At 43.1% G+C, this 24,670-nt stretch carries 25 protein-coding genes; 5 read left to right on the top strand and 20 right to left on the bottom strand.

Annotation, left to right across the window (positions count from 1 at the left end; genetic code table 11):
• Positions 1 to 33: 33 nt before the first annotated feature.
• The 3 genes from LQ226_RS17090 to LQ226_RS17080 form a co-directional block, all read right to left on the bottom strand.
• A complete protein-coding gene (locus LQ226_RS17090) occupies positions 34 to 480 on the bottom strand; it encodes a DUF4385 domain-containing protein (protein WP_231419256.1) in 447 nt (148 codons plus the stop codon).
• A gap of 54 nt (positions 481 to 534) precedes the next feature.
• A complete protein-coding gene (locus tag LQ226_RS17085; protein ID WP_231419254.1) occupies positions 535 to 1,176 on the bottom strand; it encodes a FusB/FusC family EF-G-binding protein in 642 nt (213 codons plus the stop codon).
• Positions 1,177 to 1,288: 112 nt separating this feature from the next.
• Positions 1,289 to 3,127 carry a CAP domain-containing protein gene (locus LQ226_RS17080; protein ID WP_231419252.1) on the bottom strand — a complete coding sequence of 613 codons (1,839 nt, stop codon included), beginning with the start codon at positions 3,125 to 3,127 and terminating at the stop codon, positions 1,289 to 1,291.
• A 167-nt stretch (positions 3,128 to 3,294) separates the two neighbouring features.
• Here LQ226_RS17080 and LQ226_RS17075 point away from each other — a divergent pair, with 167 nt between their 5' ends.
• Positions 3,295 to 4,125 (top strand): HAD family hydrolase, encoded by an 831-nt coding sequence (locus tag LQ226_RS17075; protein WP_231419251.1) that lies wholly within the window; start codon positions 3,295 to 3,297, stop codon positions 4,123 to 4,125.
• Positions 4,126 to 4,394: 269 nt separating this feature from the next.
• Here the strand turns inward: LQ226_RS17075 and LQ226_RS17070 are convergent, their stop codons facing one another.
• The 4 genes from LQ226_RS17070 to LQ226_RS17055 form a co-directional block, all read right to left on the bottom strand.
• Complete coding sequence (locus tag LQ226_RS17070) at positions 4,395 to 5,048, bottom strand: TetR family transcriptional regulator (RefSeq protein WP_231419250.1); 654 nt, start codon at positions 5,046 to 5,048, stop codon at positions 4,395 to 4,397.
• A gap of 31 nt (positions 5,049 to 5,079) precedes the next feature.
• Positions 5,080 to 6,108 (bottom strand): ABC transporter permease, encoded by a 1,029-nt coding sequence (locus tag LQ226_RS17065; RefSeq protein WP_231419248.1) that lies wholly within the window; start codon positions 6,106 to 6,108, stop codon positions 5,080 to 5,082.
• Complete coding sequence (locus LQ226_RS17060) at positions 6,105 to 6,827, bottom strand: ABC transporter ATP-binding protein (RefSeq protein WP_231419247.1); 723 nt, start codon at positions 6,825 to 6,827, stop codon at positions 6,105 to 6,107. The genes LQ226_RS17065 and LQ226_RS17060 overlap by 4 nt, the downstream gene beginning before the upstream one ends.
• A 212-nt stretch (positions 6,828 to 7,039) precedes the next feature.
• Positions 7,040 to 7,414 carry a DnaJ family domain-containing protein gene (locus tag LQ226_RS17055; protein ID WP_370635522.1) on the bottom strand — a complete coding sequence of 125 codons (375 nt, stop codon included), beginning with the start codon at positions 7,412 to 7,414 and terminating at the stop codon, positions 7,040 to 7,042.
• 126 nt (positions 7,415 to 7,540) lie between these two features.
• Between LQ226_RS17055 and glsA the strand changes: the two genes are divergently transcribed.
• Positions 7,541 to 8,488, top strand: a complete 948-nt coding sequence (gene glsA / locus LQ226_RS17050) for a glutaminase A (protein WP_231419246.1) — start codon at positions 7,541 to 7,543, stop codon at positions 8,486 to 8,488.
• A 59-nt stretch (positions 8,489 to 8,547) separates the two neighbouring features.
• On the opposite strand, the gene LQ226_RS17045 is transcribed toward glsA, so the two are convergent.
• The 7 genes from LQ226_RS17045 to LQ226_RS17015 form a co-directional block, all read right to left on the bottom strand.
• Complete coding sequence (locus LQ226_RS17045; RefSeq protein ID WP_231419245.1) at positions 8,548 to 9,996, bottom strand: glycoside hydrolase family 32 protein; 1,449 nt, start codon at positions 9,994 to 9,996, stop codon at positions 8,548 to 8,550.
• A gap of 12 nt (positions 9,997 to 10,008) precedes the next feature.
• A complete protein-coding gene (locus LQ226_RS17040) occupies positions 10,009 to 10,959 on the bottom strand; it encodes an aminoimidazole riboside kinase (protein ID WP_231419243.1) in 951 nt (316 codons plus the stop codon).
• Positions 10,960 to 11,071: 112 nt separating this feature from the next.
• Positions 11,072 to 12,445 (bottom strand): sucrose-specific PTS transporter subunit IIBC, encoded by a 1,374-nt coding sequence (locus LQ226_RS17035; RefSeq protein WP_231419242.1) that lies wholly within the window; start codon positions 12,443 to 12,445, stop codon positions 11,072 to 11,074.
• Positions 12,446 to 12,664: 219 nt separating this feature from the next.
• Positions 12,665 to 13,492 (bottom strand): PRD domain-containing protein, encoded by an 828-nt coding sequence (locus LQ226_RS17030; protein WP_231419241.1) that lies wholly within the window; start codon positions 13,490 to 13,492, stop codon positions 12,665 to 12,667.
• Between the two features lie 105 nt (positions 13,493 to 13,597).
• On the bottom strand, positions 13,598 to 14,095 hold the full coding sequence (locus LQ226_RS17025) for a PTS sugar transporter subunit IIA (RefSeq protein ID WP_231419239.1): 498 nt from the start codon (positions 14,093 to 14,095) through the stop codon (positions 13,598 to 13,600).
• Between the two features lie 293 nt (positions 14,096 to 14,388).
• Positions 14,389 to 15,117 (bottom strand): CAP domain-containing protein, encoded by a 729-nt coding sequence (locus tag LQ226_RS17020; RefSeq protein ID WP_231419238.1) that lies wholly within the window; start codon positions 15,115 to 15,117, stop codon positions 14,389 to 14,391.
• 289 nt (positions 15,118 to 15,406) lie between these two features.
• Positions 15,407 to 16,141 carry a YkgJ family cysteine cluster protein gene (locus LQ226_RS17015; RefSeq protein ID WP_231419237.1) on the bottom strand — a complete coding sequence of 245 codons (735 nt, stop codon included), beginning with the start codon at positions 16,139 to 16,141 and terminating at the stop codon, positions 15,407 to 15,409.
• Positions 16,142 to 16,408: 267 nt separating this feature from the next.
• Between LQ226_RS17015 and LQ226_RS17010 the strand changes: the two genes are divergently transcribed.
• Both LQ226_RS17010 and mreBH read left to right on the top strand, forming a co-directional pair.
• On the top strand, positions 16,409 to 16,543 hold the full coding sequence (locus LQ226_RS17010; protein WP_231419236.1) for a YflJ family protein: 135 nt from the start codon (positions 16,409 to 16,411) through the stop codon (positions 16,541 to 16,543).
• Positions 16,544 to 16,724: 181 nt separating this feature from the next.
• Positions 16,725 to 17,732 carry a rod-share determining protein MreBH gene (gene mreBH, locus LQ226_RS17005; protein ID WP_231419235.1) on the top strand — a complete coding sequence of 336 codons (1,008 nt, stop codon included), beginning with the start codon at positions 16,725 to 16,727 and terminating at the stop codon, positions 17,730 to 17,732.
• A gap of 6 nt (positions 17,733 to 17,738) precedes the next feature.
• Here mreBH and LQ226_RS17000 read toward each other — a convergent pair whose 3' ends face one another.
• Positions 17,739 to 18,098 carry a hypothetical protein gene (locus tag LQ226_RS17000; RefSeq protein WP_231419234.1) on the bottom strand — a complete coding sequence of 120 codons (360 nt, stop codon included), beginning with the start codon at positions 18,096 to 18,098 and terminating at the stop codon, positions 17,739 to 17,741.
• A 138-nt stretch (positions 18,099 to 18,236) separates the two neighbouring features.
• Here LQ226_RS17000 and nhaC point away from each other — a divergent pair, with 138 nt between their 5' ends.
• Positions 18,237 to 19,667, top strand: coding sequence for a Na+/H+ antiporter NhaC (gene nhaC / locus LQ226_RS16995; RefSeq protein WP_231419233.1), 1,431 nt, complete (start codon positions 18,237 to 18,239; stop codon positions 19,665 to 19,667).
• A gap of 36 nt (positions 19,668 to 19,703) precedes the next feature.
• On the opposite strand, the gene LQ226_RS16990 is transcribed toward nhaC, so the two are convergent.
• The 5 genes from LQ226_RS16990 to LQ226_RS16970 form a co-directional block, all read right to left on the bottom strand.
• Positions 19,704 to 21,047: an alanine/glycine:cation symporter family protein gene (locus LQ226_RS16990; RefSeq protein ID WP_231419232.1), complete on the bottom strand. Its 1,344-nt coding sequence runs from the start codon at positions 21,045 to 21,047 to the stop codon at positions 19,704 to 19,706.
• Between the two features lie 226 nt (positions 21,048 to 21,273).
• Positions 21,274 to 21,864 (bottom strand): hypothetical protein, encoded by a 591-nt coding sequence (locus LQ226_RS16985; protein ID WP_231419230.1) that lies wholly within the window; start codon positions 21,862 to 21,864, stop codon positions 21,274 to 21,276.
• A gap of 68 nt (positions 21,865 to 21,932) precedes the next feature.
• A complete protein-coding gene (locus LQ226_RS16980) occupies positions 21,933 to 22,997 on the bottom strand; it encodes a PQQ-dependent sugar dehydrogenase (RefSeq protein WP_231419229.1) in 1,065 nt (354 codons plus the stop codon).
• A 208-nt stretch (positions 22,998 to 23,205) separates the two neighbouring features.
• Positions 23,206 to 24,375, bottom strand: a complete 1,170-nt coding sequence (gene iadA, locus LQ226_RS16975) for a beta-aspartyl-peptidase (protein ID WP_231419226.1) — start codon at positions 24,373 to 24,375, stop codon at positions 23,206 to 23,208.
• A gap of 28 nt (positions 24,376 to 24,403) precedes the next feature.
• Positions 24,404 to 24,664: a hypothetical protein gene (locus LQ226_RS16970; protein ID WP_231419224.1), complete on the bottom strand. Its 261-nt coding sequence runs from the start codon at positions 24,662 to 24,664 to the stop codon at positions 24,404 to 24,406.
• Positions 24,665 to 24,670 lie beyond the last annotated feature (6 nt).

Here is a 24,670-nt window from a genome sequence, read left to right as displayed (position 1 = left end):
AAAAAGCCCCTCTCAAGCATAGAGGGGCAGTATTTATCCATATTTCTTTTGATGTTCTTTCTTATAAGCTAAGTACTCCTCATCATTGCGTACTGTTTTCCACTTTTCTTCAAAGATACGAGCAGATTCTGCTTTCTCCTCATCAATGTCTCTTTCGTTCAAATTGCCATCCTTGTCATATTTCTTACCACCCTTGTAGTTGGCATACCTTCTTGCGCGTGTGTATCCCATTTGGGTATACTTACGAGCCATATCCATTCCTACAATGTCTTCTTCTTTTTTATACTTTTGAAAGAGTTCATAGATTTTATCAGCAGACTCTTGGGCAACATCAGGTGTTTTAAATCGCCAATGGGGCAGAATTTCACTCTTGTACGGCTCTACCATTAACACGCCTTGCTCTCCCCTGCCCACCCGGTAAAGGTCTGGACGTTTTCGAAAATCAATCTGATCAAAGTCCATGTCATAGTCAAAGCTCATAGAACAACCCTCCTCCTATGCTAAAATTCCCAATACACAGGAGGGGGAAACGCGTCAATCGTCGCTTGTCATGGCTTCAATAAAGTTGTTCAATGGTTCTAGCCTTTGGATATTCTGATTACACGCCACACTATCCTGGCAAATATAATGACCACGCTTCAGCTCAGACTCACCAGCCGTTTTAATATCGGCCATGAACAGCCCAACTCTCTCCTGACTATGGCAGATGGAACAGATCCCATTCCTTTGGCTTTTCCGGAAAGAACCTTTAATGCCTGTCCACCCCTCTTCTGTTCGAAACATGAGGAACTTTTGCCGAGATCCATAATCATCCCATCCTATATAGGTAAGATCTCTGTTGTCCACTCTTTCAAGAGACGGAACTTTGACCTTCTTCAAAGCCGGAAAAGCCCGCTGAACATTTTCCTCTTTAACCTCTGGGAAAGGATGCACATACTGACGTAATCTAGACAAATACAACGTCGCATCCGCTTGGTCTTGTACGTCGATAATCTTTACAATCAGTTCTTCCTGGTATTCCGTTAACGACCCAAACCTCTCTAGTACCTTCTCTTTCGTGACAGAACGTAAAGCATCAAGTACGCCTGCATCATTGACAGTCGCATGGCTGTGCAGTAAATGTTTAATTTGTTCTTCTATATAATTGAATTGATCGCTTCGAATGAAAGATTCCATAGGATAACCTCCTCCTATTTCCTTCCTCTCATTGTAAACAAGATTTAAGCTTGAAGCATTAAAAAAACTCGCCACAGTGGGCGAGTTTTTACTTAGTTTGATCCAACTTCTACTACGATTGAACCGTAAATGGCATTTGCAGACCAGAATCCATCATAAGGCCATCTGTATTCTCAAGAGGTTTAATAATAAGCCGATACTCTCCATTTGAATACCCCTTTTCAGGAGGCATGACTGTGATCGAGTCTCCTCTTCCGTTGCGCTTAAGAGAAGTAGCGATGGTTTCTCCTATACTATTAACAATGAAGATTTGCTCTCCATTTACAGAACTTCTATTGACCTGAGTGTTAAAGGAAATGGTCCACTCTTTATGAGCTCCATAAGCACTCTCACCAGCTTCCCAAATTGGATATTTCTGATAGAGGGCCTCAAGGGAATCAGATTGATAGAAGTTAGTAACCGATAGCTCACTCCCCGATTCATAGTGAGCGATGTCACCTGACTGAATCTTGACGGTATACGTCTCTTCCTGATCAAAATGAGGGCTGTCCACCTTCAATTGATACGTCCCTGATTCAAGGGAGCGTACGTTACGCTGAGTATTTCCTTTCTTCTCTAAGTAAACTTGTCCATTCTTTTCTAACGTTATTTGAGCTTTAGGATCCTCTCCATTCATCCACTCAAGGGTAAGGAAATGAATATCATTTTGATCCTCAAAGTAAATATCCTTAAAGGCAATATTCTCTCCTGTTGTAAAAGACCACGTACGTGATACATCAAAGGCCTCTCCATCACCAGGGGTTACTTGAGCTTGAACGCTGGCCTTATATTCCTCTCCAGGTGAGAGCTTATCATGTGGAATAATAAACACATGATGGTCCCCTTCATCTTCCATATCTGGGGTGATGGTATAGGACTCTACCACTTCACCACTTTCGTCCGTCAACTCAACATTGTCTACCTGAAGTTCATCAGAGGAAGGACCATAATACACATAAGAGATTGGATAACCTGTCCACACTTTATCTTGGTTAAAGAATCGAAGAGGATTTGGTGATTCATATGCATACCAAGATACTGGCACATCTTCCTGATTGGCATAAGGGTACTGAATGACATGGTGTTCTCCATTGCTACCCTCTCCGCCAAAATTCATGACGAAATCACCTTCATCATTGTATCCCGTCCCCGCTTCATTATAGAAAGGGTTCATCAAACTCATGCGGTGGTAAGGAGCATCAAATAAATGATCAATTGAGGCTTGTCCACCAGGCTCTTGATAAGTAATTCCTTCCCCTACGAACCATTTTGGATAACCAAAGAAGGCCGTACGCTGTGCTGGTTTCTTACCTGTAAATAAATCTTCATGACTAGCTGATTCATAGTGCCCTTTTGTATAGGACTGAATATAATTGGCATGGGCCTGTGCAGCGCTTTTCAGTTGATCATTCCGCTTAAGCATAGGTGCGCCTAATCGTTCACGGTATTCATTCGCACGTTGAAGCGCATCATCTTCAACTGTGGACAAGACGCTTTCATCTGTTGAAGCGAAAGGATTCAAATTACGACGGTCGACTTCAAATGACCACGTACGCTCAAGTTGCTTCACGCCGTGCACAACACTTCGAACCGTTACAGTATTCTCACCCGAGAGACCTTTCGCCTGATATGTAAGCATTCCTGATTCTTCATTATAGGAGGCGGAAACTTTCTCTCCATTCAACAACATCTCCATATCATAAGCCAAATCATAGTTTGATAGCTTCACATAATAGCTGATGACAGGTGATGCTGTCGGGACAAGGCCGTTAGGAGAGCCTTTCTCGTGATAGCTAATCGTATAGGACGTAGATTCTACTGCTACCGCATGATCCTCATCTCCGTATACAACCCCCGGAGAAAGAACAAACAGCATGAGCACAACTACTATCCAAATTCGGTGTTTGCTCATATTCATCACACCTCTCTAAGAACGTTTACTATCATTTTACTAAAAACAAGCGACCTCTCCTAGGGAATCGACAATTTTTTTACATGTTCTTCCGCCCCTCTTTACTTGAAATCCTCCGAGCGATCTCAGATAATAAAACAAATTGCCCGAAAGGAAGCTGATCATCCATGGCATCAACTCACGCATTTCTGAACCAAAGTCACCTTCTCATTTTCGACCTGGATGGGACTCTTTACGAAGACACCAACCACTTCGATCATTTCGCCTATAAATTAAAAGACCAATTACCTAAAGAGAAACAAGAGGCTTTCTTGAACGATTACAAGCGTGTTCAAGAAGGAAATCATCCATTATCAATCGGGAAGGTCTACGATGCTCAGGAAGATATCTTCTGGACATGGGATCCGTTTACTGAACAGCTAAGCAACCCACAGTCTTGGGAAGGGAAACACGTTCAGAGTCAAACAGCAGAAACGTTCCCAGCCTCGACATTCGACTTTGAGCGTTGGATCGCAATCGGAGATGGCTGGTGGCCCCCGTATGTGCTAGCCCTTCATTATGGATTGCCCATAATCGACTGTCACCAGGCCTATGACGACACGAAAGTCGACATGTCCTCACAAGAGGGCTGGCTGACCCAAACACCTGGCCTGCGCCCGTTTTTAGAAGAGATTAAAAAAGAGAAAACGATCGTACTGATGACCAACAGCGAAGCTACAGATGTGGACCGCTTATTGAAAGAGTTAAATCTTCATGACCTGTTTGACGACCGTATTACCTCAGCCACGAAGCCTGTGCAAACGAGCGAGCACTTCCATGAACTTCTAAAACGCTACAAGGTAAAGCCAGAAGAAGCTGTCTCTGTCGGAGATAATTTCATGAACGAAATCGCACCTGCCCTTCAATATGGCATGCATGCTGTTTGGCTCACACCAGATGAGCCAAATATCGAACACGAGAAACTACATCCTGTCAGGTCGTTAACAGATATTCTTTGAATTTGTCAGGTCCGTTGTGGTTGATGAGTGCTTGGGGGGGCTGGGGAACGACTCGCTTTCCACGGGCGAGCTGTCGAGCCTCCTCGGGCAAAAGAGCCTAGGTGAGACCCCGGAGGCCGGCTTTGCAGGCTGAGGAGGCTCACCAGCTCCCCACAGGAAAGCGAGTGGTTTCCAGGTCCACCTTACTCTCAACTAAGGCTAACGGTAACCTCGCTATAAAAGTATAAAGCCACTGCACTCTCCTTAGAGAACGCAGTGGCTTCTTTAGGTCATACCTGAAGACCATTCAAAATATAGTCGATTGTACGATCAATCTCCGCTTCATCATCCCATTCACCATCTGGCATGATGATAAATCGAGTCACTAAAAACCCGATGACTGTTGTAATGACTAACCGAAGAACCGTTTCGGTCGGGTAATCTTTAATAAGCCCTTGTTCCTGATAGTGGCTTATGAAACGTTCGAAGTGCGGCAATACTTCTGCACGAAACACTTCTTTATATCGATCCTGGAGCTCGGGGTGAAAGGCGACCTCCTGCAGGACGATTTTTAAAAGCGGGACATTCTTCTTCGCAAATTCAAATCGATTCACAAGAATCGTCCTCAACAATTCTTCGAAATCTTCATGTTCCCCTTCTTTAAACACTTGTTTCACAAAGGACTGAGCAATAAATGGAACAGCGAGCTTTGTAATAACAGGAGAAACAATCGCCAGTAAGAGGTCCTTCTTGGTTTTGTAATGACGAAAGATGGTTCCTTCCGCCACCCCAGCACGTTTTGCAATCTCGCTTGTTGAGGTCGATGCATAACCTTTTTCAGAGAACATTTCTATAGCCGCTTGCACAATTTGTTGTTGCTTCGGGGTAAGCTGCTCTTGATCATCTGATTCTAGCAGTTCCTTGAAAGCATCATATTCCGTCACGCTTTGACCCCCTTTTTCAATCTAACCTCTATTATAGCTTGCGATGCTTTTTCAACGCTACTATATTCAAGATAAAAAAGGTAAGGGCAAATGCTACTAATACGTATACGTCCATTTGAATATCGGTAAAACCTTCACCGCGGATCATCACCCCTCTTAACGCACTAGCTCCATAGGTGAGTGGCATAATTTGTCCAATCATCTTAATCCATGAAGCAACCGCATCGAGATTAAACAAGCCAGAAAAGAAAACTTGCGGGACGATCACGATAGGAATAAATTGAATCATTTGAAATTCATTGTTCGCAAAAGCGGACAGTAAAGTGCCAAAGGTGAGAGCGGTTAGCGCAAGTAACATCGACACAAGCAGCACATACCAAATAGAACCAGCCATCCACACATCTAATGCATAAATTGCGAAAAAGGCAATAAGAGCGGTTTGAAGAATCGTAAACAGGCCAAATCCAGATACATACCCCGTCACGATCTCCCACCTTTTAAGGGGAGTGGATAGAATCCTTTCAAGCGTACCTTGAGTTCGTTCACGCAAGAAAGAAACGCCTCCGATGATAAATACAAAGAAGAACACAAAGAATCCGATAAGCACAGGCCCCACATTATCAAATAACCCTAAACTATCTGAGCCATGAAGATAATCAAATTGAGGCTTAAAAGGCATTGATTGTGCGGGAACAGCATTTTGCATCGCCTTCTGCACAACACCCATCACAGCCTGATTAGTAGATGGATCACTTCCTTCAAGAGTCACATTCAACTCTGATTGCTGCCTATGAATAAGCGCATCTATTTCCAAATCGTCTAGTGCCTCTTCAGCTTCTGAGAGGTCCATCTTTTGAATCGTAACATCCTGCTCTTCTAGTAACTCGCTCATCTGTTCAGGAACGTTTACTAAGGCAATCGTTGGTTCATAACGATCCCCATCTAACACAAGCCACATTAGCGTTAGTACAAGAAGCGGCGCTAGAAGCATAAGGGCAAGAGATCGTTTATCCCGTCTAAATTGTCGTATAATCCGCAGCGTAATCGCTTGAACATTCATGAACGACCACCTCCATACGCTAGAAAGGCTTCTTCAATTGTCGCTCCACCCGTTTGTTGTTTCAATTCCTCAGGAGTTCCTGAAGCAATCACATAACCATCACGAAGCATTGCTAAACGATCACATTTATCTGCCTCATCCATTACGTGAGTCGTTACAATAATCGAAGCTCCCTTTTCTTTCCACCGATTTAGCTCAGCCCAGATGGATTGCCGCAACACTGGATCAATCCCTACTGTGGGTTCATCCAATATCAATACATTCGGTTCATGCAAAAGGGCAATCGCCAGAGAAAGGCGCCTTTTCATTCCACCTGAATAATTCCGTACAGGTTTATTCATGTGCTCCGTCAGCCCAACAACTCTCATCACATCTTCTATCCGTTCTTTTCGCTTTGGACGCTTCAATCCATAAATAGATGCAAAGAATTCCAGATTCTCACGGGCCGACAGTTCACTATACAACGCATCCGATTGAGCCATATACCCGACCTTCCTCATCTGCTCTAAAGAAGGCATCTTCACACCCTCTACCCATGCTTCACCAGTATCAGCTTCCATAATACCCACAATCATTTTGACAAGGGTGGTCTTCCCAGCCCCAGAAGGGCCTAACAATCCATAGATTTCACCGCTGCCTATGTTCATATTAATATCTTTCAAAACCGCTTCTTCCCCAAACGAATGGGCCATCCCCTTAACTTCAATTACTGTATCCATAATTCTCAACCCCTCTTCCACATAAGTGAGTGATTACTCACTTTTATAGTAAAACAGTTTTGCGCGCTTGTAAAGTGAGTAATCACTCACATAAATAATATGTATGCTTTCATTTGTTTATATGTGTTTGAACAAAATTCTATTTCCACAAAAAAAGAACCCTTTTCCACATGGGTTCTTTAAACGTTGAAAACTGGCTACTAGTCCAACACTCATAAACCAAATCGGCGTCGGATCTTACCACTATATCTCTTATAAGCACCTGATTGCTTCATCTTCCGCTTTTCCATAAGAGTTTGAAAATGAATCTCCTTTTCTTTTAACTCTTTCTGATAAGCCATTCGTTCTTCCTCATCCGTACAAAGTGCTACCAGTTCTTCAATACGAACAATTTCTTTCTTCACTTCCATTTCTTCAGGAAGCATATTCGCGTTCTTCAGGATCGTATAACTCGCCCTTAGATCCTCCGGTACAGCTTGAATCTCAGATAAATCAAGGGGTTTCCCTTTACCCGGAAGATCCTTAAACACACCTTCACGTTCAGCCTGCTTAATCTTCTCCTCAGCCATCATGGTTACGAAATCCAAATCGACTCCACCCCTTTACTTAAAGATCTACTCAACATTACAAAAATTGTAACATAACCTTTAGGAGGTTTCGACACGGATAAGTTAGGCTACATAATTAGGACGAAGACGATTGGGGGCAGCAAAATGGTTAAATTAAGCGATGACTATTTACAAGAAATTATAACTGAATATACACCGTATACCACTCAAGGAGAAGTCGTAGAAAGCCTTCCATGTGTGAGTGAGTTAAACCAAAACGATATCGGCATTGCTGTAATCGATTTGGATCAGAACATTTATACAGCAGGAACGAAGGACCTTTCCTTCTCTCTGCAAAGCGCCTCTAAGGTAGTCAGTCTTATGATTGCATTAGAAGATCTCGGAGAGGAGAAAGTGTTTCAAACCGTTGGTATGGAGCCAATGGGAGACCACTTCAATACTATTAGTCATCTCGAAGCAGATGATGTACATAGACCGTTCAACCCCATGGTTAACGCAGGAGCTATTGCCATATGCTCTCTAATCAAAGGATCAACCGTCGAGGAGCGCTTTGATCGAATCATGATGATGTTAAAGACTGTACTCGGTCACGATGACATCCACATGAACGAAGAAGTGTACGAATCCGAGAAACGAAAAGGAGACCGCAATCGTGCCCTCGCTTATTATATGAGTAGTACAGGTTCTGTAGCCCTTGACCCGGAAGAAGCACTCGACTTATACTTCCGAATCAACTCCATTCAGTTTCAGGTACGCGACTTAGCCTTATTAGGTTTGTTCTTTGCAAATGGCGGCCGGACGATTGAACAAGGAGAACAACTCCTACACCCTGATCATTTAACGACAATTGAAGCGATCATGATGACTTCGGGTATGTATAATGAGTCAGGTCGCTTCGCTGTAAACGTTGGATTTCCATGCAAAAGCGGAATTAGCGGCGGCATTTTCGGGGCTGTTCCAGGGAGATATGGGATTGGCGTCATAGGACCTGCTATTAACCCGAAAGGAAACAGTGTAGGGGGGAGTAAAATCTTAGAACGTCTTTCGAAAGATCTCGACCTGAACATCTTTCATCCAAAAGGTAAGAAATAATTTGAGTAAAACGAAAGACGCCTGGGAGATGACCTCCGAGGCGTCTTTTTTGGTTCAATCTATTCGGATAGTTTCCAATGAGAAATGTTTAATGTCACTTCTCCTGAAGCTGCAAACTGAACGGTACGATTGTTTTCTGACGGGTAATAACGGGCCGTAAAGACCTCTTCCCCACCATTGACGAACATCTCTATAGATGAGGTATCTACAAACAAATGAAGGTCCTCTAAGTTTCCAATCTTACACGTTCTTGATTCCGTACGACGATCTTCAAAGCGTTTACGCTCAAGCGTTAATTCTCCACTCGGTTTGTGATAAACAAGCCTTGCATCATTTCGTAACGTTAGTTCAAACACATCAGAATCATTGCTTTCAAATCCAACATGAAGCTCAAACGCATCCCCTTCGATTCCTTCAATCGTTGTTTCCACATCGTTTAACTCTACGCGTTCATAGGAAACTTCTTCTTTTCGAAGCTTCTCTAATTCTTGTACAGGCTTTTGAATAAGCTTATCTCCCTCAAGTATTAACTCTCTTGGAAGAGTAAGCGTATGGATCCATTTGTGTTTAATCGTTGGATGATGCTCTTCATCCTGGTCAGGTACACCCATCCATCCAACTAAAATACGACGACCATGTTCATCGACAGTGGTTTGCGGAGCGTAAAATTCGAACCCTTGGTCAAGCTCTTTAAAAGAACCGTGATTAAGCTTTCCTGTGTTGTAATTCATATCCCCGACAAAGTATCCAGATTGATAAACATTTTGATAATGGTTACCATCTGCTTCTAACCCTTGAGGAGATACGACTAAGATATGCTTGCCTTGCAGTTCGAATAGATCCGGGCATTCCCACATGAAGCCAAAGTCATCTAGTTGATCGGTATGAGCTCCTGTTACAATCCCCATATGCTCCCAGGCTTCAAGATCTGTTGAACGGAACAACGCAACGCGCCCCTGTAAATCGTGGTTCTGTGTTCCAACCACCATATACCAGGTGTCCTCATGTTTCCAAACTTTTGGGTCGCGAAAGTGAGCGGTATAATCTTCAGGTAATTCTAGTACAACACCTTGCTTCTCGAAGTGAATTCCATCTTCTGATGTCGCCAATACTTGATAGCTTTCTCGGTTCCCTTCTTCATCTTTCACATTTCCGGTATAGAACAGATTCATCTTTCCATTTGCTTCAATGGCACTACCAGAATAACAGCCATTCTTCTCAAACCACTCAGAAGGTGTAAGCGCAATAGGCTCCGCCTGCCAGTTTACGAGATCTGAAGACGTGTAATGCCCCCAGAACTTAGCCCCGTGCCCTGTTTTAAACGGCATCCACTGATAAAACATGTGGTAGGTGCCGTTATATTGAATGAAGCCGTTTGGGTCATTTAATAACCCCACAGGCGGCTGTATATGAAAGCGAAGACGATGAGGGTCGGCTTCTACCTGATCACGAAATTTCTCTATTTCTGCATAAGCCTCTTGGCGAAGCTGGTTATCTCTTTGAGACACAAAAGTCCCTCCTTAGGAAGATAAGTGTTGTTTCACTTGATCGATTGTTGGTAAAGCTGTCATAGCACCCTTAGTAGAAGCAGCAAGGGCACCTGATACACTAGCCATTTTCGCCATCTCAACAGCCTGCTCAATGGAGAGTTCCTCCATCGAAACATCTGCTTCATTGATTGCATATAAAATACCTGAAACGAATGCATCTCCTGCACCAGTGGTATCAACCGCATCCACTTTCATGGCGTCCACTTTAGCCATTTCTCCATTCGTCACCACGTAACTACCATCTCCACCAAGTGTTACAAGCATAAATGGAATATCATATTTGTCATTCATTTGTTTAATTCCGGATTCAATATCTTTCTCACCTGTAACAAACTCAAGTTCTTCCTCTGAAACTTTAAGCACATCAACCTGATCAAGCATAGAGACAATCGCTTCTTTCGCCTGATCTTCTGAAGACCATAAACTCATACGAAGATTAGGGTCAAAGGATACGACCAACCCTTTATCACGTGCGACCTGTACCGCATGCTTCGTCGCTTGTTTCGCTGGCTCATTAATCATAGAGATCGTTCCAAAGTGAAGGACACGGTGTTCATCAAACAAGGATTCTTCTACATCTTCGACACGAAGCATTTGATCCGCACTTGGATTAATAAAGAACTCAAAGCTTCTCTCTCCATTGTCTGCAAGGGTTACAAATACAACGCCTGTGCGCACGTCTTCTGTAAACGTCATACCATCTGTTTTAACACCATAAGAGGTTAAAGTGTCTTTAAGGAAGTGACCTAATGAGTCATCTCCTACCTTCCCTAAAAACGTAGACTTAGCCCCAAGGCGTGCCAACCCTACAGCAACGTTTGCCGGGGCACCACCTGGGCTCTTCTGATATTCTGTGTTTTCACTAGTCAATGGAATGAAATCAATCAGTGCTTCTCCCAAACTAATAATGCCTTTTGTCATGTTACGCTCTCCCTTCAAGAGTTCCATAGTTATAGATTATCAAAAACGCATAGCGCTGTCTCACATGAATAAAAGAAGTCAGGCAATGGGCCTGACTTCTTGTTCACTTGTTCTATTTTTTCTCTTCTTTCCAACCTAGAAGTAGTGTTGCTAAGAAGGCACCACCAATAGCGATCACAAGGCCGATGATATAGTTCAATGTGTCAGAACCAGTGGTTAAGGCAATCATCGGAAGACCGGTTAGACCAATACCGTTTGCAATGACACCAGTAAAGGTAACGTAGAAGCCACCTAGCGCACCACCGATCATCGCCCCTATGAATGGACGACGGTGTTTTAAGTTAACACCAAAGATGACAGGCTCTGTAATACCTAAGAATGCTGAGACAGCTGCTGGTAACGCAATCTCTTTCGTCTTTTTGTTCTTGGTTTTGAAGAACACAGCCAGACCAGCACCACCTTGAGCAACGTTTGCCATCGCCCAAATTGGTAAAAGGTAGTTACCTGTTTTAGTTAAAATCTCTGCTTCAATAGCGTGGAAGCTGTGGTGTACACCTGTTAAGACAATCAGAGAGTACGTACCACCAAACACAAGACCCGCTAACCCTTGAGCCGTACCGTACACAACATCCAGAACGGTCGTAATACCTGAACCAAGTAAGCGACCTGCAGGGCCAATAACAAGAAGGGCTGCGAAACCAGTTAAGATAACCGTTAAGAACGGTGTCACAAGTAAATCAATTACACCTGGCACAACTTTGCGGATATTCTTCTCAAGAAGACTCATGATATATACCGTTAATAGGACCGGAATTACCGTTCCTTGATACCCTAGCATTTCAATAGAAAATCCGAAGAAATCCATCGTCGGAATTTCTGCACTACCAGCATTCCAAGCGTTTAACAACGCCGGGTGCGTCATAATTCCACCGATAACAGCACCTAGATAAGGTGTAGCACCAAACTCTCTTGCTGCACTAAAACCAATTAGAATCGGTAAGATAATAAAGGCAGCAGAAGAGAACATATCTAACATGGTGAAGATCGCACCATCTGGGTCGCCCCATTCATAAGCTTTCATCAATCCAAGAAGACCCATTAACATACCGCTGGCTACGATTGCCGGAATGATCGGAACGAAAATATTTGAAAGCATACGGGCAAAACGAGCAAATGGATTCATGTTTTGTTTTGCTGCTTCTTTATGATTCACGCCTTCTTTTTGTTCCCCTTGCTCAATGCCTAATTCTTTAGCAAATGGTTGGAACACTTTGTTCACAACGCCTGTACCAAAGATAATTTGATACTGACCTGAACTTGAGAAAGCCCCTTTAACTCCATCAAGTTCTTCAATGGCAGATTGGTCGACTTGGCTTTCGTCACTAATAACCAAGCGAAGACGCGTCGCGCAGTGTGTTGCACTAACTACGTTATCCTTTCCACCTAACAACGGAACTAACTTCTGTGCTATATCTTTGTAGTCCATGTTGTTTTCCTCCCTTTTCAAAATAAGTTAACCCTAAACGTTCTAAAACATAAAAAAGGCAAGACCTAAACTATTTACAAAGGGTACACGTCACCCTCGTAAACACTTTAGGTCTTGCCTGCCAAAACAGTAACAATCCTGCTTTATTGAATTTGTAACTCCATTGTAATGTAAGCGTTGCCGATATGCAACACCTTTACTCTAAAAATACTTTCCAGACTAGGTACGTTCTAGCACTCTCTGGATGTGAAGAGCAATATACCCAACCTCAGAAGCAGGGAATGAAACTTCATACTCGTCTTTGATGAATTGGGCCATTTTCTGCGACAGCACAAAAGCGCCTTCATACTTTGTCTGAATCAGCTCGAGCATGTCCGGGTCCATATCGTGGAACGGTTCCCCTGTTTCAATACGGTTTAATGCAAAATGAAGGTGTGTCACCATACGTTGATGGGAAATCCCCTCAGGATCCACTGTTGAGCCAGATTCCTCTTCTAATACACCGATCATTTCATTAATCATAGTCGTATGCTTCATTGTGTTTTCCATTGTACTGGCACCGAGCTTTGCCGTATGAATGTGTAACGCAATGTGAGCCGCCTCATCTTCTGGAATCGCCACACCAGTCCTTTTTTCGATCAAATCAATCGCCCATAAACCAATCGAGAATTCTTGCGCATAAAGCGTTTTGATTTCTGTAATAAGCTTGTTTTGAATTCGGAAGCCTTGCTTAAGACGTTCAATTGCAAATGAAATATGATCGGTTAAAGAGATGTGAATATGATTACTAAGAGGAACTTTCAAGAAGCCCTCCGCATAGCTGATAATCTCTTCAGCAAGTTCAATTACATCTTCAGGCAGCGTTTTCAACAACTCCTGGAACTTTTTGTTTCCTTCTGACATCACGAAGATTTTCTCAATTTTAGACTGACTGATGACATCATTCTTCGATTTTTGAAAGGCAATCCCTGCCCCCATGACAATCTTTTCCTGATCATCTTCTTTTACAACAACCGCATTATTATTTAGGATTTTATTAATTTTCATATCGCCGCCACCTCCTATACGTTTCTAAAAAATAAAAGGTTGTGTTTATCATGGCAGTTTTCCATGATAAACACAACTTTAGATCGAGCAAATGGCGGCTACTATTTATTTTAAGGTTACTTTTAGAAGTTCCGTTTCACCTTTTGTTGTTTCGCCGCTATTTAAGCGCTCCATATTTTCTACTTCGTCACTGTTCGTAATGATAACTGGTGTAATAGTGCTTTTTGCTTTTTCTTTCACTTTATCTACATCAAATGTGATAAGAGAATCACCTGGTTTTACTTTATCGCCAACTTCAACGTGACCTTCAAAACCGTCCCCTTCCATACTTACCGTTTCAAGACCGATGTGGATTAATACTTCTAGTCCACCCGCTGTCTTAATTCCGATGGCGTGTTTAGTTGGGAACAACTGAACGATTTCCCCAGCGATCGGAGCAACAACATTCCCATCTGCAGGTTCAATCGCCAATCCTTCTCCCATCATTTTTTGAGAGAAAACAGGGTCTGGTACCTCTTCAAGATCTAGCACCTTACCGTTCAATGGCGCTACTAGTACTTCTTCAGAGACTTTGTCTTTTTTACCGAATAATTTCTTTAACATATTAGGTCACCCTTTTTCTGAATATTTGTGAAATAAAAAGACCTAAAACGGGTAGAAGACATCTACGTTTTAGGTCTTGCCTGATCGAGTCAGTTACAATCCAAGCTCTATTGTTTACTTTTAAGAGTAAACGTATCCATAGGGATTGTCAAGCACTGTCAACGTAGTCTACTTCCTATAGTAAATATACCCGTTACACATGGCTTTAACCCAATTCCTTTTAACCAAAGCACATCCCTCAACGAGGGAAAATCTAAAAAAATTACCCCGGAATTTATCCGGGGCTAAATGAGTTATTTACCAATAAATTGTTGCGTCCATACGTTTCCATCCTCAACAAAACCTACGCCAATGTGTGTAAAGTTCTCATTTAAGATATTCGCACGGTGACCTTCACTATTCATCCAAGCGTCAACTACTTCCTGCGGAGTTTGTTGACCTTTCGCGATGTTTTCCCCAGCAGTACGGTACTCAATGCCAAACTGCTTCATCATATCAAATGGAGAGCCATACGTTGGACTGTTGTGAGAGAAATATCCATTTTGAGCCATGTCTTGAGATTTCTTCTCTGCTACATTGCTTAATTCTTTATCAATCTTAAGTGGATCTAACCCTTGAGCTGCGCGTTCTTCATTTGTCAGTTCGACGACTTTCTGTTCAAACTGGCTTAAAGCATTTGTTTGCTGTTCTGTGGTTTGTTCTTTAGCTTGAGCTGGTTCTTGTTGTTGAGAAGTTGGCGCCTGTTGTTCCACTCTTTCTGGTGCTTTCTGCTGCGTTTGTGGTGCTTCTTGATCTGATTTAGGTTGTTCTTGTTTAGCTTGGTCCCATTTTATTTCATAGTTTGATAGATACTTATTAATATATTGATTTATTTGTTCTTGATTGAATTGTTGACCACTTTCAAATTTAAACGTTTTTGTCTGGATTGAATCTTGAGACTGGGCATGCACGTCAGACTGCATCACGCCCCCTGCCATTAGAGTTGATGCTAAAGCAGTCGTAATCGTTACTTTCTTAAACATGTAATCTCCTCCTGTAGTGTTCTTGTTTGGAACACCTTCATCATACCACCGGGTTTTATGTAATAATTTTGGGTAAAAATGGATGAAGGATAAAACGGGAGTCCTCTCAACTTCAGTACGACCTCTTCACAAATTGACAGATCAGGTAACAAGCAGAATTTAGAATACCGCAAAGCAACTACCACTATTTTACTTTAATAGAATTATTTTTAAGAGAATCACTATTGACGTACAATAAAAAACCCCTCCCTTTGTAACATAAGGGAGGGGTTGTAATAGACTTGTTACATTATTTCTGTTGTTCTTCTTTAAGCCATTCTTTCGCCCAGTTAGCCAGGTAGTCATAGTTCCAAACATCGGATGGATAGTCCACAAACATCTCTTCTCCGTCTTCATAAAGCTCTTGAAGGACTTCATTTAAAGAACCCATATAGAAGTCATAAAGGAATTCGTAACTAATGGTTTCCTTTGGCATATAGTTATCCGCACACACTTTCGGATCGGCGTAGTTCACATATGTTCTGCACGGTATGGGTCTAATCTCGTAAGCCATACACATGTTGCTCTCCGTATCCAACATCGGACAAGGTACCTGCGAAGCGATGTATTTCTTCTTAAATTCAGGATCATTCTCATGATCAATGGAAGTAACATGTTCAATTTCTTCCTTATAATTAGCTTTCCACTTCTCTAAATGATCCATAATCCGTTGCTTACGCTCTGCCGGCCAATGGTCAATAATCCGCTTCATCGTCTTCGCTTCTAATTCAGTTATGATGATTGGGAAGTAACAACAAAACGCACAGCCCATGAAACAAGATGCTTTCACATCCATGAACTGCTCCATGTTACTCATTTCTTCATTAACTTGTTGCAAGAACTGTTGAAACCCATCCATTATAATTTCATCAGCCGAGCGTTCACTAGCCAGTAGCTGATCTGTAATGGAAGCAAAATATCTATCGTTTAATTCGTATTGTTCATTTAACAATTCAATACGCTTTAAAATATCTTCATATGACAAATAGTGCTGTGATGTCACACCTTACACCCTTTCCTAATCCTTACCTACTTCCAATAGTTTAACATCAGCCCTCACCTTTGTACTAGTTTCGAAAAAGAATTCCCAGATATATGCTTCTGCATCCCCGGATGTGTGGAACTACAGACTCGCTCTATGACTTCACGCAAAAATTTTTGGGATATCCTTTCACTCGCTTGGAAAAGATGGTACAATAACACCGATGATTAATGCTCTTTATTAAATGCTATAGAAGAAAGGATGTTAGCCATGCATATCGGAAGCAAAGGCTGGTACGTTAATGAACTTAAAAAAACTGGCATGAGCCGTTACGAAGGCCGTAAGCTTGAAAGCTATAAAAAGCACATTCTTGCAAACCTATACTTCGGCAAAGCTGCTAAGTAAGGTTGCTTGAAAAACAGAGAGCCCCTAAAGCTCTCTGTTTTTTTATGCCTTTCTCCACCTCATCCTTCTTTAGCGCATTGGAATATATTGTTCATCAATCACGACATTCGACACCCCCACAAAAACTGGCCTATAAGAGAAATTCTATAGGAAGAAATACATCATTGGAGGAACGCTACATATGTTTTCTAATGCAGAAATTGGTATTGATTTAGGTACTGCGAACGTCTTAATTTACTCAAAAAATAAAGGGATCGTGTTAAACGAACCTTCAGTTGTTGCGATTGATACAGAAACAAAGAATGTATTAGCTGTTGGAAAAGAAGCAAAACAAATGGTCGGTAAAACGCCTAAAAACGTCATTCCGATCCGCCCACTTCGTGAAGGAGTCATTGCGGACTATGACATTACGGCACAGATGCTAAAAGAAATGCTCAAAAAGGTCAGCAAAAAGATGGGCCTATCCATGCGTAAACCAAACGTTGTGATTTGTACCCCTTCTGGCTCTACATCAGTAGAACGACGCGCTATTCATAACGCCGTGAAGAGCTATGGCGCTAAAAACGTCCACCTAATTGAAGAACCGGTAGCAGCCGCAATTGGCGCTGATCTTCCTGTAAGCGAGCCTGTTGCAAACGTTATCCTTGATATTGGTGGCGGTACAAGTGAAGTAGCGATCATCTCCTTCGGTGGCGTTGTTTCCTGCCGTTCTGTACGAAATGGCGGAGATACAATGGACGAAGAAATCATTCAGCACGTCCGTCGTCACTACAATGTTCTAATCGGTGAACGCACTGCAGAAGAAGTGAAGATCAACATCGGCTACGCTCTAGTTGATCACGAAGAGTTAACAATGGAAGTACGTGGACGCGACATGGTAACGGGCTTACCTAAAACGATCACGCTTAGCTCGACAGAAGTTCAGTCCGCTCTGCGCGAGAACTTAGAAAATATTCTTGAAACCGTACGCGCAACACTTGAAGATTGCCCACCAGAACTTAGCGGTGACATCGTAGACCACGGTGTTGTTATTACAGGCGGTGGTGCTTTACTAAATGGTATGGAAGAATGGCTGAGCAGCGAGATTTCTGTCCCAGTCCACCTTGCTCCAAACCCATTAGAATCTGTCGCAATCGGCACAGGCCGTTCACTGAAAATGATTCAAAAACTACAAAAAGCAGCAAAATAACAGCATCTAAGCCTGTCCCCATCTCTGGGGACAGGCTTTTTTAGATATTCGTGGCCGTTTTTCGACGTTCGGCCTCGTTTTTTCGACGTTCAGGCTCTCATTCTCGACGTCCGGGCTCTCTTTCTCGACGTCCGAGCTCTCTTTCTCGACGTCCAGCCTCTCTTTCTCGACATTCTGGCTCCCTTTCTCGACGTCCGGCCTCTCATTCTCGACGTTCTGGCTCTCTTTCTCGACTTCCGAGCTCGCTTTCTCGATGTCCAGCCTCTCTTTCTCGACGTTCAGCCTCTCTTTCTCGACGTCTGAGCTCTCTTTCTCGACGTCCGGTCTCTCTTTCTCGACGTCCGAGCTCTCTTTCTCAACGTCCACTCCCCACCACTCCAACTCGGTTGACATCCCAAGAAGATACCCGTAAAATAATTTAGTGAGTAAAAGCATAAAAGCATAAAAGTGTTAAAGTAAAATATTACATCTAAGACCTTCTTCACTACGAAAGGAATGCACGTTATGAATAAACAACCTAGCTTTCTACTAGCTCTGCTCCCACCAGCTGCCCTTATTGCAGCTGCTGCTTATTCCATTCCAAACGAACTAGGGATGTTTCTCCCTCTACTGATCGGCATTGCCGTAACTTGTATCGTTGGAATGGTTACTGGTTTCTCATGGGAAGAGCTACAAGAATATATGAAAACCGGAGTAGCAAGAGCTTTGCCTGCTATTTTTATATTATTTATTATAGGTACGATTGTAGGATCGTGGATGTTAAGCGGAACCATTCCTTCAATTATTTATTACGGATTAGAGTTTATCCAACCAAACTTGTTCCTTCCTACGATTGCATTAACAACAGGTATTGTTGCGATCACCCTTGGCAGTTCATTTACGGCTATGGCAACAGTCGGTGTCGCCTTCATGGCAATTGGTGCCGGAATGGGAATACCAGACCCATACATTGTGGGTGCCCTCGTTTCAGGGGCATTCTTCGGAGATAAGATCTCCCCTTTATCTGATACAACGAACATTGCCCCTGCAATGGTAGGGGTCAATCTCTTCGATCACGTACGCCATATGCTTTGGGATACAATTCCTGCATTTTTGATCAGTTTAATTCTTTTCTGGTTCCTTGGCTTAAATGCAAGTGGAGATGGTGCTCAATCTGAGAAAATCACTTCCATTATGGACGGACTAACGGACACTTTCACCATTCATCCTTTACTACTGACCCTCCCTGTAATCACGATCCTTCTAATTGTGAAGCGATTACCGGCGGTCCCTTCTCTTGTTATTGTGAGTGTTATTGGAGGAATGGCAGCCTTTTTCGTTCAAGGGAGCTCACTTGCTCAAATTATGGGGGCTATGACAGACGGCTTTGCCCCAAGCACAAGCTCAGAAACATTAAACGCACTGTTTGACCAAGGCGGAGGCATTACATCTATGCTACCAACGATCGGATTAATTATTGCAGCCACAGCACTTGGCGGAGTTCTTGAAGGAACAGGAATCTTCACAGTCCTTTTAAACCGAATTGTTCATACCATACAATCAACCGGATCGCTTGTGCTCAGAACCGTTCTCTCCACTCTCGTTGTCGCCTTTACGAGTGGAGAACAGTATCTTTCCGTCATTCTCCCATCCCGGGCTATGGCTGAAGCATACGAGAAACAGGGTATTCACCCGAAGAATTTATCTCGTACTGTTGAAGCTGCAGGTACAGTTGGAATTAACTTAGTACCTTGGGGAGTGACAGCTCTGTTCGTTAGTAACATTACAAACGTTAGCCCTTATAGCTTTATTCCATTTATTTTCTTTGCCTATCTCGTGATCGCGATTAACCTGTTTTACGGATATACAGGAATTTCTATTACTAAAGCAGAGGTTTCAGGTAAACAAGATGCGAATGAGCAGCAAAAAAGGGACAGGCTCCCTGTAGCACGATAATGTGCTACAGGGGTCTGTCCCCTTTTGTATAGTCTATTAATAATCCTGCAAATAGGTTTTCCATGTTTTCTTAATCATTTTCGTTAAGCCAAGTATAGCCAGAATGTTTGGAATGACCATTAATGCGTTGAACGTATCTGCCATTTCCCATACGAAATCGACTTGAACTAAAGCTCCTAACACAATACAAATCAATACGAGAGATCGGTAAAATGGGATCCCTTTATCTCCAAATAAGAACTTCACGTTCACTTCTCCGAAATAAGCCCATCCTAAGATAGTCGTAAAAGCAAAGAACAACAAACAGATTGCGATAAATGGTGTTCCAAATGAACCAAGACCTCTTGCAAATCCTTCTTGAGTAATGGCACTCGCTTCTAAACCGGACTTATGGGCATCAGTCAACAACACAACCATGGCTGTTAACGTACAAATAACCACTGTATCAATGAACACCCCAACCATCGCAACAAGACCTTGTTGAGCAGGGTGCTTCACATTTGCCACAGCATGAGCGTGAGGGGTGGAACCCATACCTGCTTCATTTGAGAATAAACCGCGCGCAATCCCATAGCGTACGGCTTCTTTAATGGTCGCCCCGAGCACACCGCCACCTGCTGCTTCTGGACTTATAGCAGACTGAACAATTAGTGTGAGCGTAGGAATCACCTGATCCCAATACATTGCCAGAATCACAAGACTCCCTATGATATATAAAAGGGCCATTACAGGAACGACATTCCCTGCGAAAGTAGAGATTCGGCTGATGCCACCAAAAAGAATCAAGCCTACAAAAAAGGCAATAAGCACACCAAGAATGACGTTAAAGAGTGTAGAATCATTCCCTACCGCTTCATTCATAGCGACTGTAATAGCATTCGACTGAACCATATTTCCGACAAATCCAAGCGCAAATACAATCGCAATAGCAAAGAATCCAGCTAAAAAGCGGCTGCCTAGACCATCTCTGATATAGTAAGCCGGACCTCCATGAACCTGATCTCCCTTTTTCACCTTATAAACTTGTGCCAGAACCGCCTCAGCAAAGATCGTTGCCATGCCAAAGAAAGAACTAATCCACATCCAGAAAATCGCCCCCGGACCCCCGGCAGCAATCGCCGTCGCGACACCAGCCAGGTTTCCTGTACCGACCTGTGCCGAGATAGAGGTCGCGAGTGCTTTAAACGAATTGATTCCATCCTCTTCTTGTTTCTTAAATAATGGCGCAAACGTACGCTTGAAACCTTCTCCTAAAAAACGAACCTGAATAAATCCAAGCTGGATCGTTAACCAAATGCCTGTTCCAAGCAAGAACAGGAGCATGACCGGTCCCCACAAGAAACTGTTGATCTGTTCAAATATAGTAGTTAGAAATTCCACAATGTATTCCTCTCGATCTCTTTTCATAATTCACGCATAATACCATAGAAGAGTATCGCACGTGGAAGCGTTTCACGGCAAGACATTTTCCACGGGAGATAGACAGTAATTTATGGGAGGTGGAATATGACGGGACGCACCTCATTTGTCACCCCCCTGAATGATAAGGACCAAAACAAAAAGAGGCCCCTATAAAGGCCTCTTTTATAATTGATCAAACGTTTGATCAAAAGAAAAACGGATAGTACAGACGTCCGATACCGAAGAATGGGAAGCGATATCTTCTGAAACGTCGGAAGCGCCTTGGGTAACCATAGCCACCGCCATACCACCCGTAGCCACCATATCCAAACTGACGTTCATCGGATGACTCTTCTTCTTCCTCTTCTCCCATCGGAACAAGCATATAGACGTTTTCTTTATCTACTTCATCAATAATCCCTTCATATTGAGAACCATCTTGCATTTCGATAATCACAAAGTAATGCATATGACTTTTCGCTTGATTTTGTTTATCTTTCATCGTCATGCCTTGATTGGACATCATACCGTTCCCTTGATTCATACCTTGCTGAGGCATCTGCATCCCGTTGCCTTGCCCCATCATACCTTGCTGAGGCATTTGCATCCCGTTGCCTTGCCCCATCATACCTTGCTGAGGCATTTGCATTCCATTTCCTTGCCCCATCATGCCCTGCTGAGGCATTTGCATTCCATTCCCTTGATCCATCATGCCTTGTTGTGGCATTTGCATTCCGTTGCCTTGATCCATCATGCCTTGTTGACCAGGCATTTGCATATAGTTTGGTTGATACACATTTATCTCCCCTTTATGTTTCTAAGTCGATGTTAGTGTATTCAACCGTTTGGGCAAATGTGACTCTTTTACTGTTCCTGACTCGTCATCTCAATACGATAGAGCTTATCATCATCAGGTTCTGGCGTCCCTCTTCCATCCGTATTATTCGTGACGAAATACATAGAATCGTCTTCAATAAGAAGGTCTCTGATCCGTCCGACTCCCTTTTTATAGATCTGTGAGGTACCCTTCTTCACATCAAATTGTCTGATTTGTTCTCCTCTAAGACCTGCCATATAAAGCTTCCCGTTATGATAGACCAGCCCTGATGGTGCCCACGTATCTTTCCCAGAATGAAAGAGCGGCTTCTCCATTCCAGCCTTTTGCTCATCTCCTCGAATAACAGGCCAGCCATAATTGGCTCCCGGTTTAATCAAGTTAATCTCATCATATGCTCTTGAGCCATGTTCCGCTGCATACATCGTTCCATCCTCAGCCCAAGCCAAACCTTGGGGATTTCGGTGCCCATAACTATAGACATAGGAGTTAGCAAATGGATTACTTTCAGGGATAGAACCGTCCATATTCATTCGCAGTATTTTACCCGCCAGGCTATTCCGGTCCTGTGCACTACTCTCATTCGCTGCATCCCCAGTCGTTATATAAAGAAGCTGATCAGGCCCAATCTCCAAACGCCCTCCGTTATGAATATTACTCCCAGGGATCCGGTCAATAAGAACGTTCTCTTCTTGCCAAGTCCCGTCGACAAGCTTAACCGTAAGAACTCGGTTAAACCGTCCCTGCGCTTCATACGTATGGTATAAAAAAGCCAACCCATTCTCCTTAAAATCAGGATGTAGCACAAAACCGAGGAGACCTCCCTCCCCTTGTTGGACCACCTTTTTATCCAATTGAAGAGGCATCTCTTTTTTCGTCCCATCTTCTTGGACATTCACAATCGTACCCCGACGTTCACTAATGTAAAAGGACTGCCCCACCTTGTTAATATCCCAAGGCACGTCAAGGTTTGAGGCAATCACTTCCCCTCTCTCCCCTTTATTATTTGAAACAGGTTCCCCTTCTTCTACTGGCTCACTCTCGTTACACGCAACTAATAAAAGCACTAATGCCATGGCCCATATGTACTTCACTCAAACCGACCCCTTTTACGTTTTATTACTATCACGATTCCCCATTAAGCATAGAAATAGACCCTTCAAACCTTCAAAGAAATGCTTTTAAATTGTGAGGGAGGCTTCACTCTTATTAGGGCGCATTGCTCATCAACCTGACCGAGAGCGTAAAAGAACAAAAAAACGACCAGAGTCTACCCTCTGATCGTTCTTCCTCATTCAATATCTACTCAAATGTTCCTTTCACCACAGCTTCTTTCTCTTCCACCATCAACTGTCCAAGGGCAAACACAGTGTCGACCTGAAGATCCTGATCGAGCAGAACAAGATCGGCATCTTTACCTTTCGTCAATTCCCCCTTATGAGAAAGTTTCAATATATGGGCTGGGTTTGCCGTCACTGTCCGAAGTGCTGTCTCAAGCTCCACACCTTCTTCTACCACAGCTTCTCTTACGGCTTTATAAAGAGTATCGACTTTCCCTAACTTCAGACCAATAAAGTCCCCTTTTTCATCGAAATCAGGTAGACTAGCTTGCCCATCTGAAGTAAACGTGATCTGCTCAATCGGGACACCAGCTTCTAACATTCTCTTAAGCGCCTGTCCACATTTCACTTCTCCCTCTTCAAGGAATTTCGGAATGGTGCTTGTCGTAAAATCAACATACCCACCTTTTAAAGCATACTGTATTCCTGCTTCAAACAACTGCGGATTCCGGTTCATGTGAGTTGGGTAGAATTGTTTAATTGGAATATCCGTTCCTTCGGCAATCTCCTCTAAAATCGCGACCCCATCAGCACTATCGCCAACATGAACATTCACAATACCAGCTTTTCCTGACAAGATCCCGCCAATCCTTGCTTGGGAGGCAATCTTCGCTAATTCTTCAACCGTAGGCTGAGAAGAACGGTGATCAGCTATGGCAATTTCGCCCGCCCCAATAATGAGATCAATTAAGATTAAATCATCTTCAATCTTCCCTGTTAAGGTCTTCACCGGTACTTGATAAGAGCCTGTGTGAGCGTAGCAACTAATCCCCTCTTCCCGGAGCCCTCTTGCCTTCGCAATGAGGTTCGTCATGGTCCGAGTCGTTCCATCTGTTCCTAACACACCCACTAACGTTGTCACCCCACTGAGTGTTGCATCTGTTAGCTGAAGTTCGGGCGTCCTAGTTTTATAACTTCCTTCTCCCCCACCTCCTGTAATATGGACGTGGGAATCAATAAATCCAGGAACAATTCGTTTTCCTGTAGCATCAATCACTTTCATATCTACAAAGTTATCTGGAACCGAAATCGAATCTTCAATCGCTCCGATCTTTTGATCGACAAGTAGAATGTCTTTCTTCCCGATATAGTTTGGTGCATATACGTCACCATTTTGAATGAGTGTTAACATAGTTTCTCACACCTTTCCTGCTGTCTCTTTATATAAAGTTAAGTAAAGATGCTCCTATAACAAATAAGGATCCTCCAATAAACAATCCAAGGAAGAATCTGATTACAAACTTAAACCAATGATACATGATATTCTTTGAGAATTCATCACGATTCATAGCCTCGCGCCGATAGAGTTTCTTTCGAATCGAACTGACCGGGACACGCTCCATCACACTGAGGGGGCGGGGAGGGGCTTGAGTCGCTCCACACGCAACTTGAGCCAAGAACTCCAAACTAGAGTCATTCATCCTAAT

The organism is Pontibacillus sp. HN14, assembly GCF_021129245.1.
Lineage (GTDB): Bacteria > Bacillota > Bacilli > Bacillales > BH030062 > Pontibacillus.
This window is presented reverse-complemented; position numbering and strand designations above follow the sequence as displayed.

Coding starts and splice junctions, on each gene's coding strand:
- LQ226_RS17090 (WP_231419256.1), bottom strand. CDS start 480: ATGAGCTTTGACTATGACATGGACTTTGATCAGATTGATTTTCGAAAA.
- LQ226_RS17085 (WP_231419254.1), bottom strand. CDS start 1,176: ATGGAATCTTTCATTCGAAGCGATCAATTCAATTATATAGAAGAACAA.
- LQ226_RS17080 (WP_231419252.1), bottom strand. CDS start 3,127: ATGAGCAAACACCGAATTTGGATAGTAGTTGTGCTCATGCTGTTTGTT.
- LQ226_RS17075 (WP_231419251.1), top strand. CDS start 3,295: ATGGCATCAACTCACGCATTTCTGAACCAAAGTCACCTTCTCATTTTC.
- LQ226_RS17065 (WP_231419248.1), bottom strand. CDS start 6,108: ATGAATGTTCAAGCGATTACGCTGCGGATTATACGACAATTTAGACGG.
- LQ226_RS17060 (WP_231419247.1), bottom strand. CDS start 6,827: ATGGATACAGTAATTGAAGTTAAGGGGATGGCCCATTCGTTTGGGGAA.
- glsA (WP_231419246.1), top strand. CDS start 7,541: ATGGTTAAATTAAGCGATGACTATTTACAAGAAATTATAACTGAATAT.
- LQ226_RS17040 (WP_231419243.1), bottom strand. CDS start 10,959: ATGACAAAAGGCATTATTAGTTTGGGAGAAGCACTGATTGATTTCATT.
- LQ226_RS17035 (WP_231419242.1), bottom strand. CDS start 12,445: ATGGACTACAAAGATATAGCACAGAAGTTAGTTCCGTTGTTAGGTGGA.
- LQ226_RS17030 (WP_231419241.1), bottom strand. CDS start 13,492: ATGAAAATTAATAAAATCCTAAATAATAATGCGGTTGTTGTAAAAGAA.
- LQ226_RS17025 (WP_231419239.1), bottom strand. CDS start 14,095: ATGTTAAAGAAATTATTCGGTAAAAAAGACAAAGTCTCTGAAGAAGTA.
- LQ226_RS17020 (WP_231419238.1), bottom strand. CDS start 15,117: ATGTTTAAGAAAGTAACGATTACGACTGCTTTAGCATCAACTCTAATG.
- LQ226_RS17010 (WP_231419236.1), top strand. CDS start 16,409: ATGCATATCGGAAGCAAAGGCTGGTACGTTAATGAACTTAAAAAAACT.
- mreBH (WP_231419235.1), top strand. CDS start 16,725: ATGTTTTCTAATGCAGAAATTGGTATTGATTTAGGTACTGCGAACGTC.
- nhaC (WP_231419233.1), top strand. CDS start 18,237: ATGAATAAACAACCTAGCTTTCTACTAGCTCTGCTCCCACCAGCTGCC.
- iadA (WP_231419226.1), bottom strand. CDS start 24,375: ATGTTAACACTCATTCAAAATGGTGACGTATATGCACCAAACTATATC.
- LQ226_RS16970 (WP_231419224.1), bottom strand. CDS start 24,664: ATGAATGACTCTAGTTTGGAGTTCTTGGCTCAAGTTGCGTGTGGAGCG.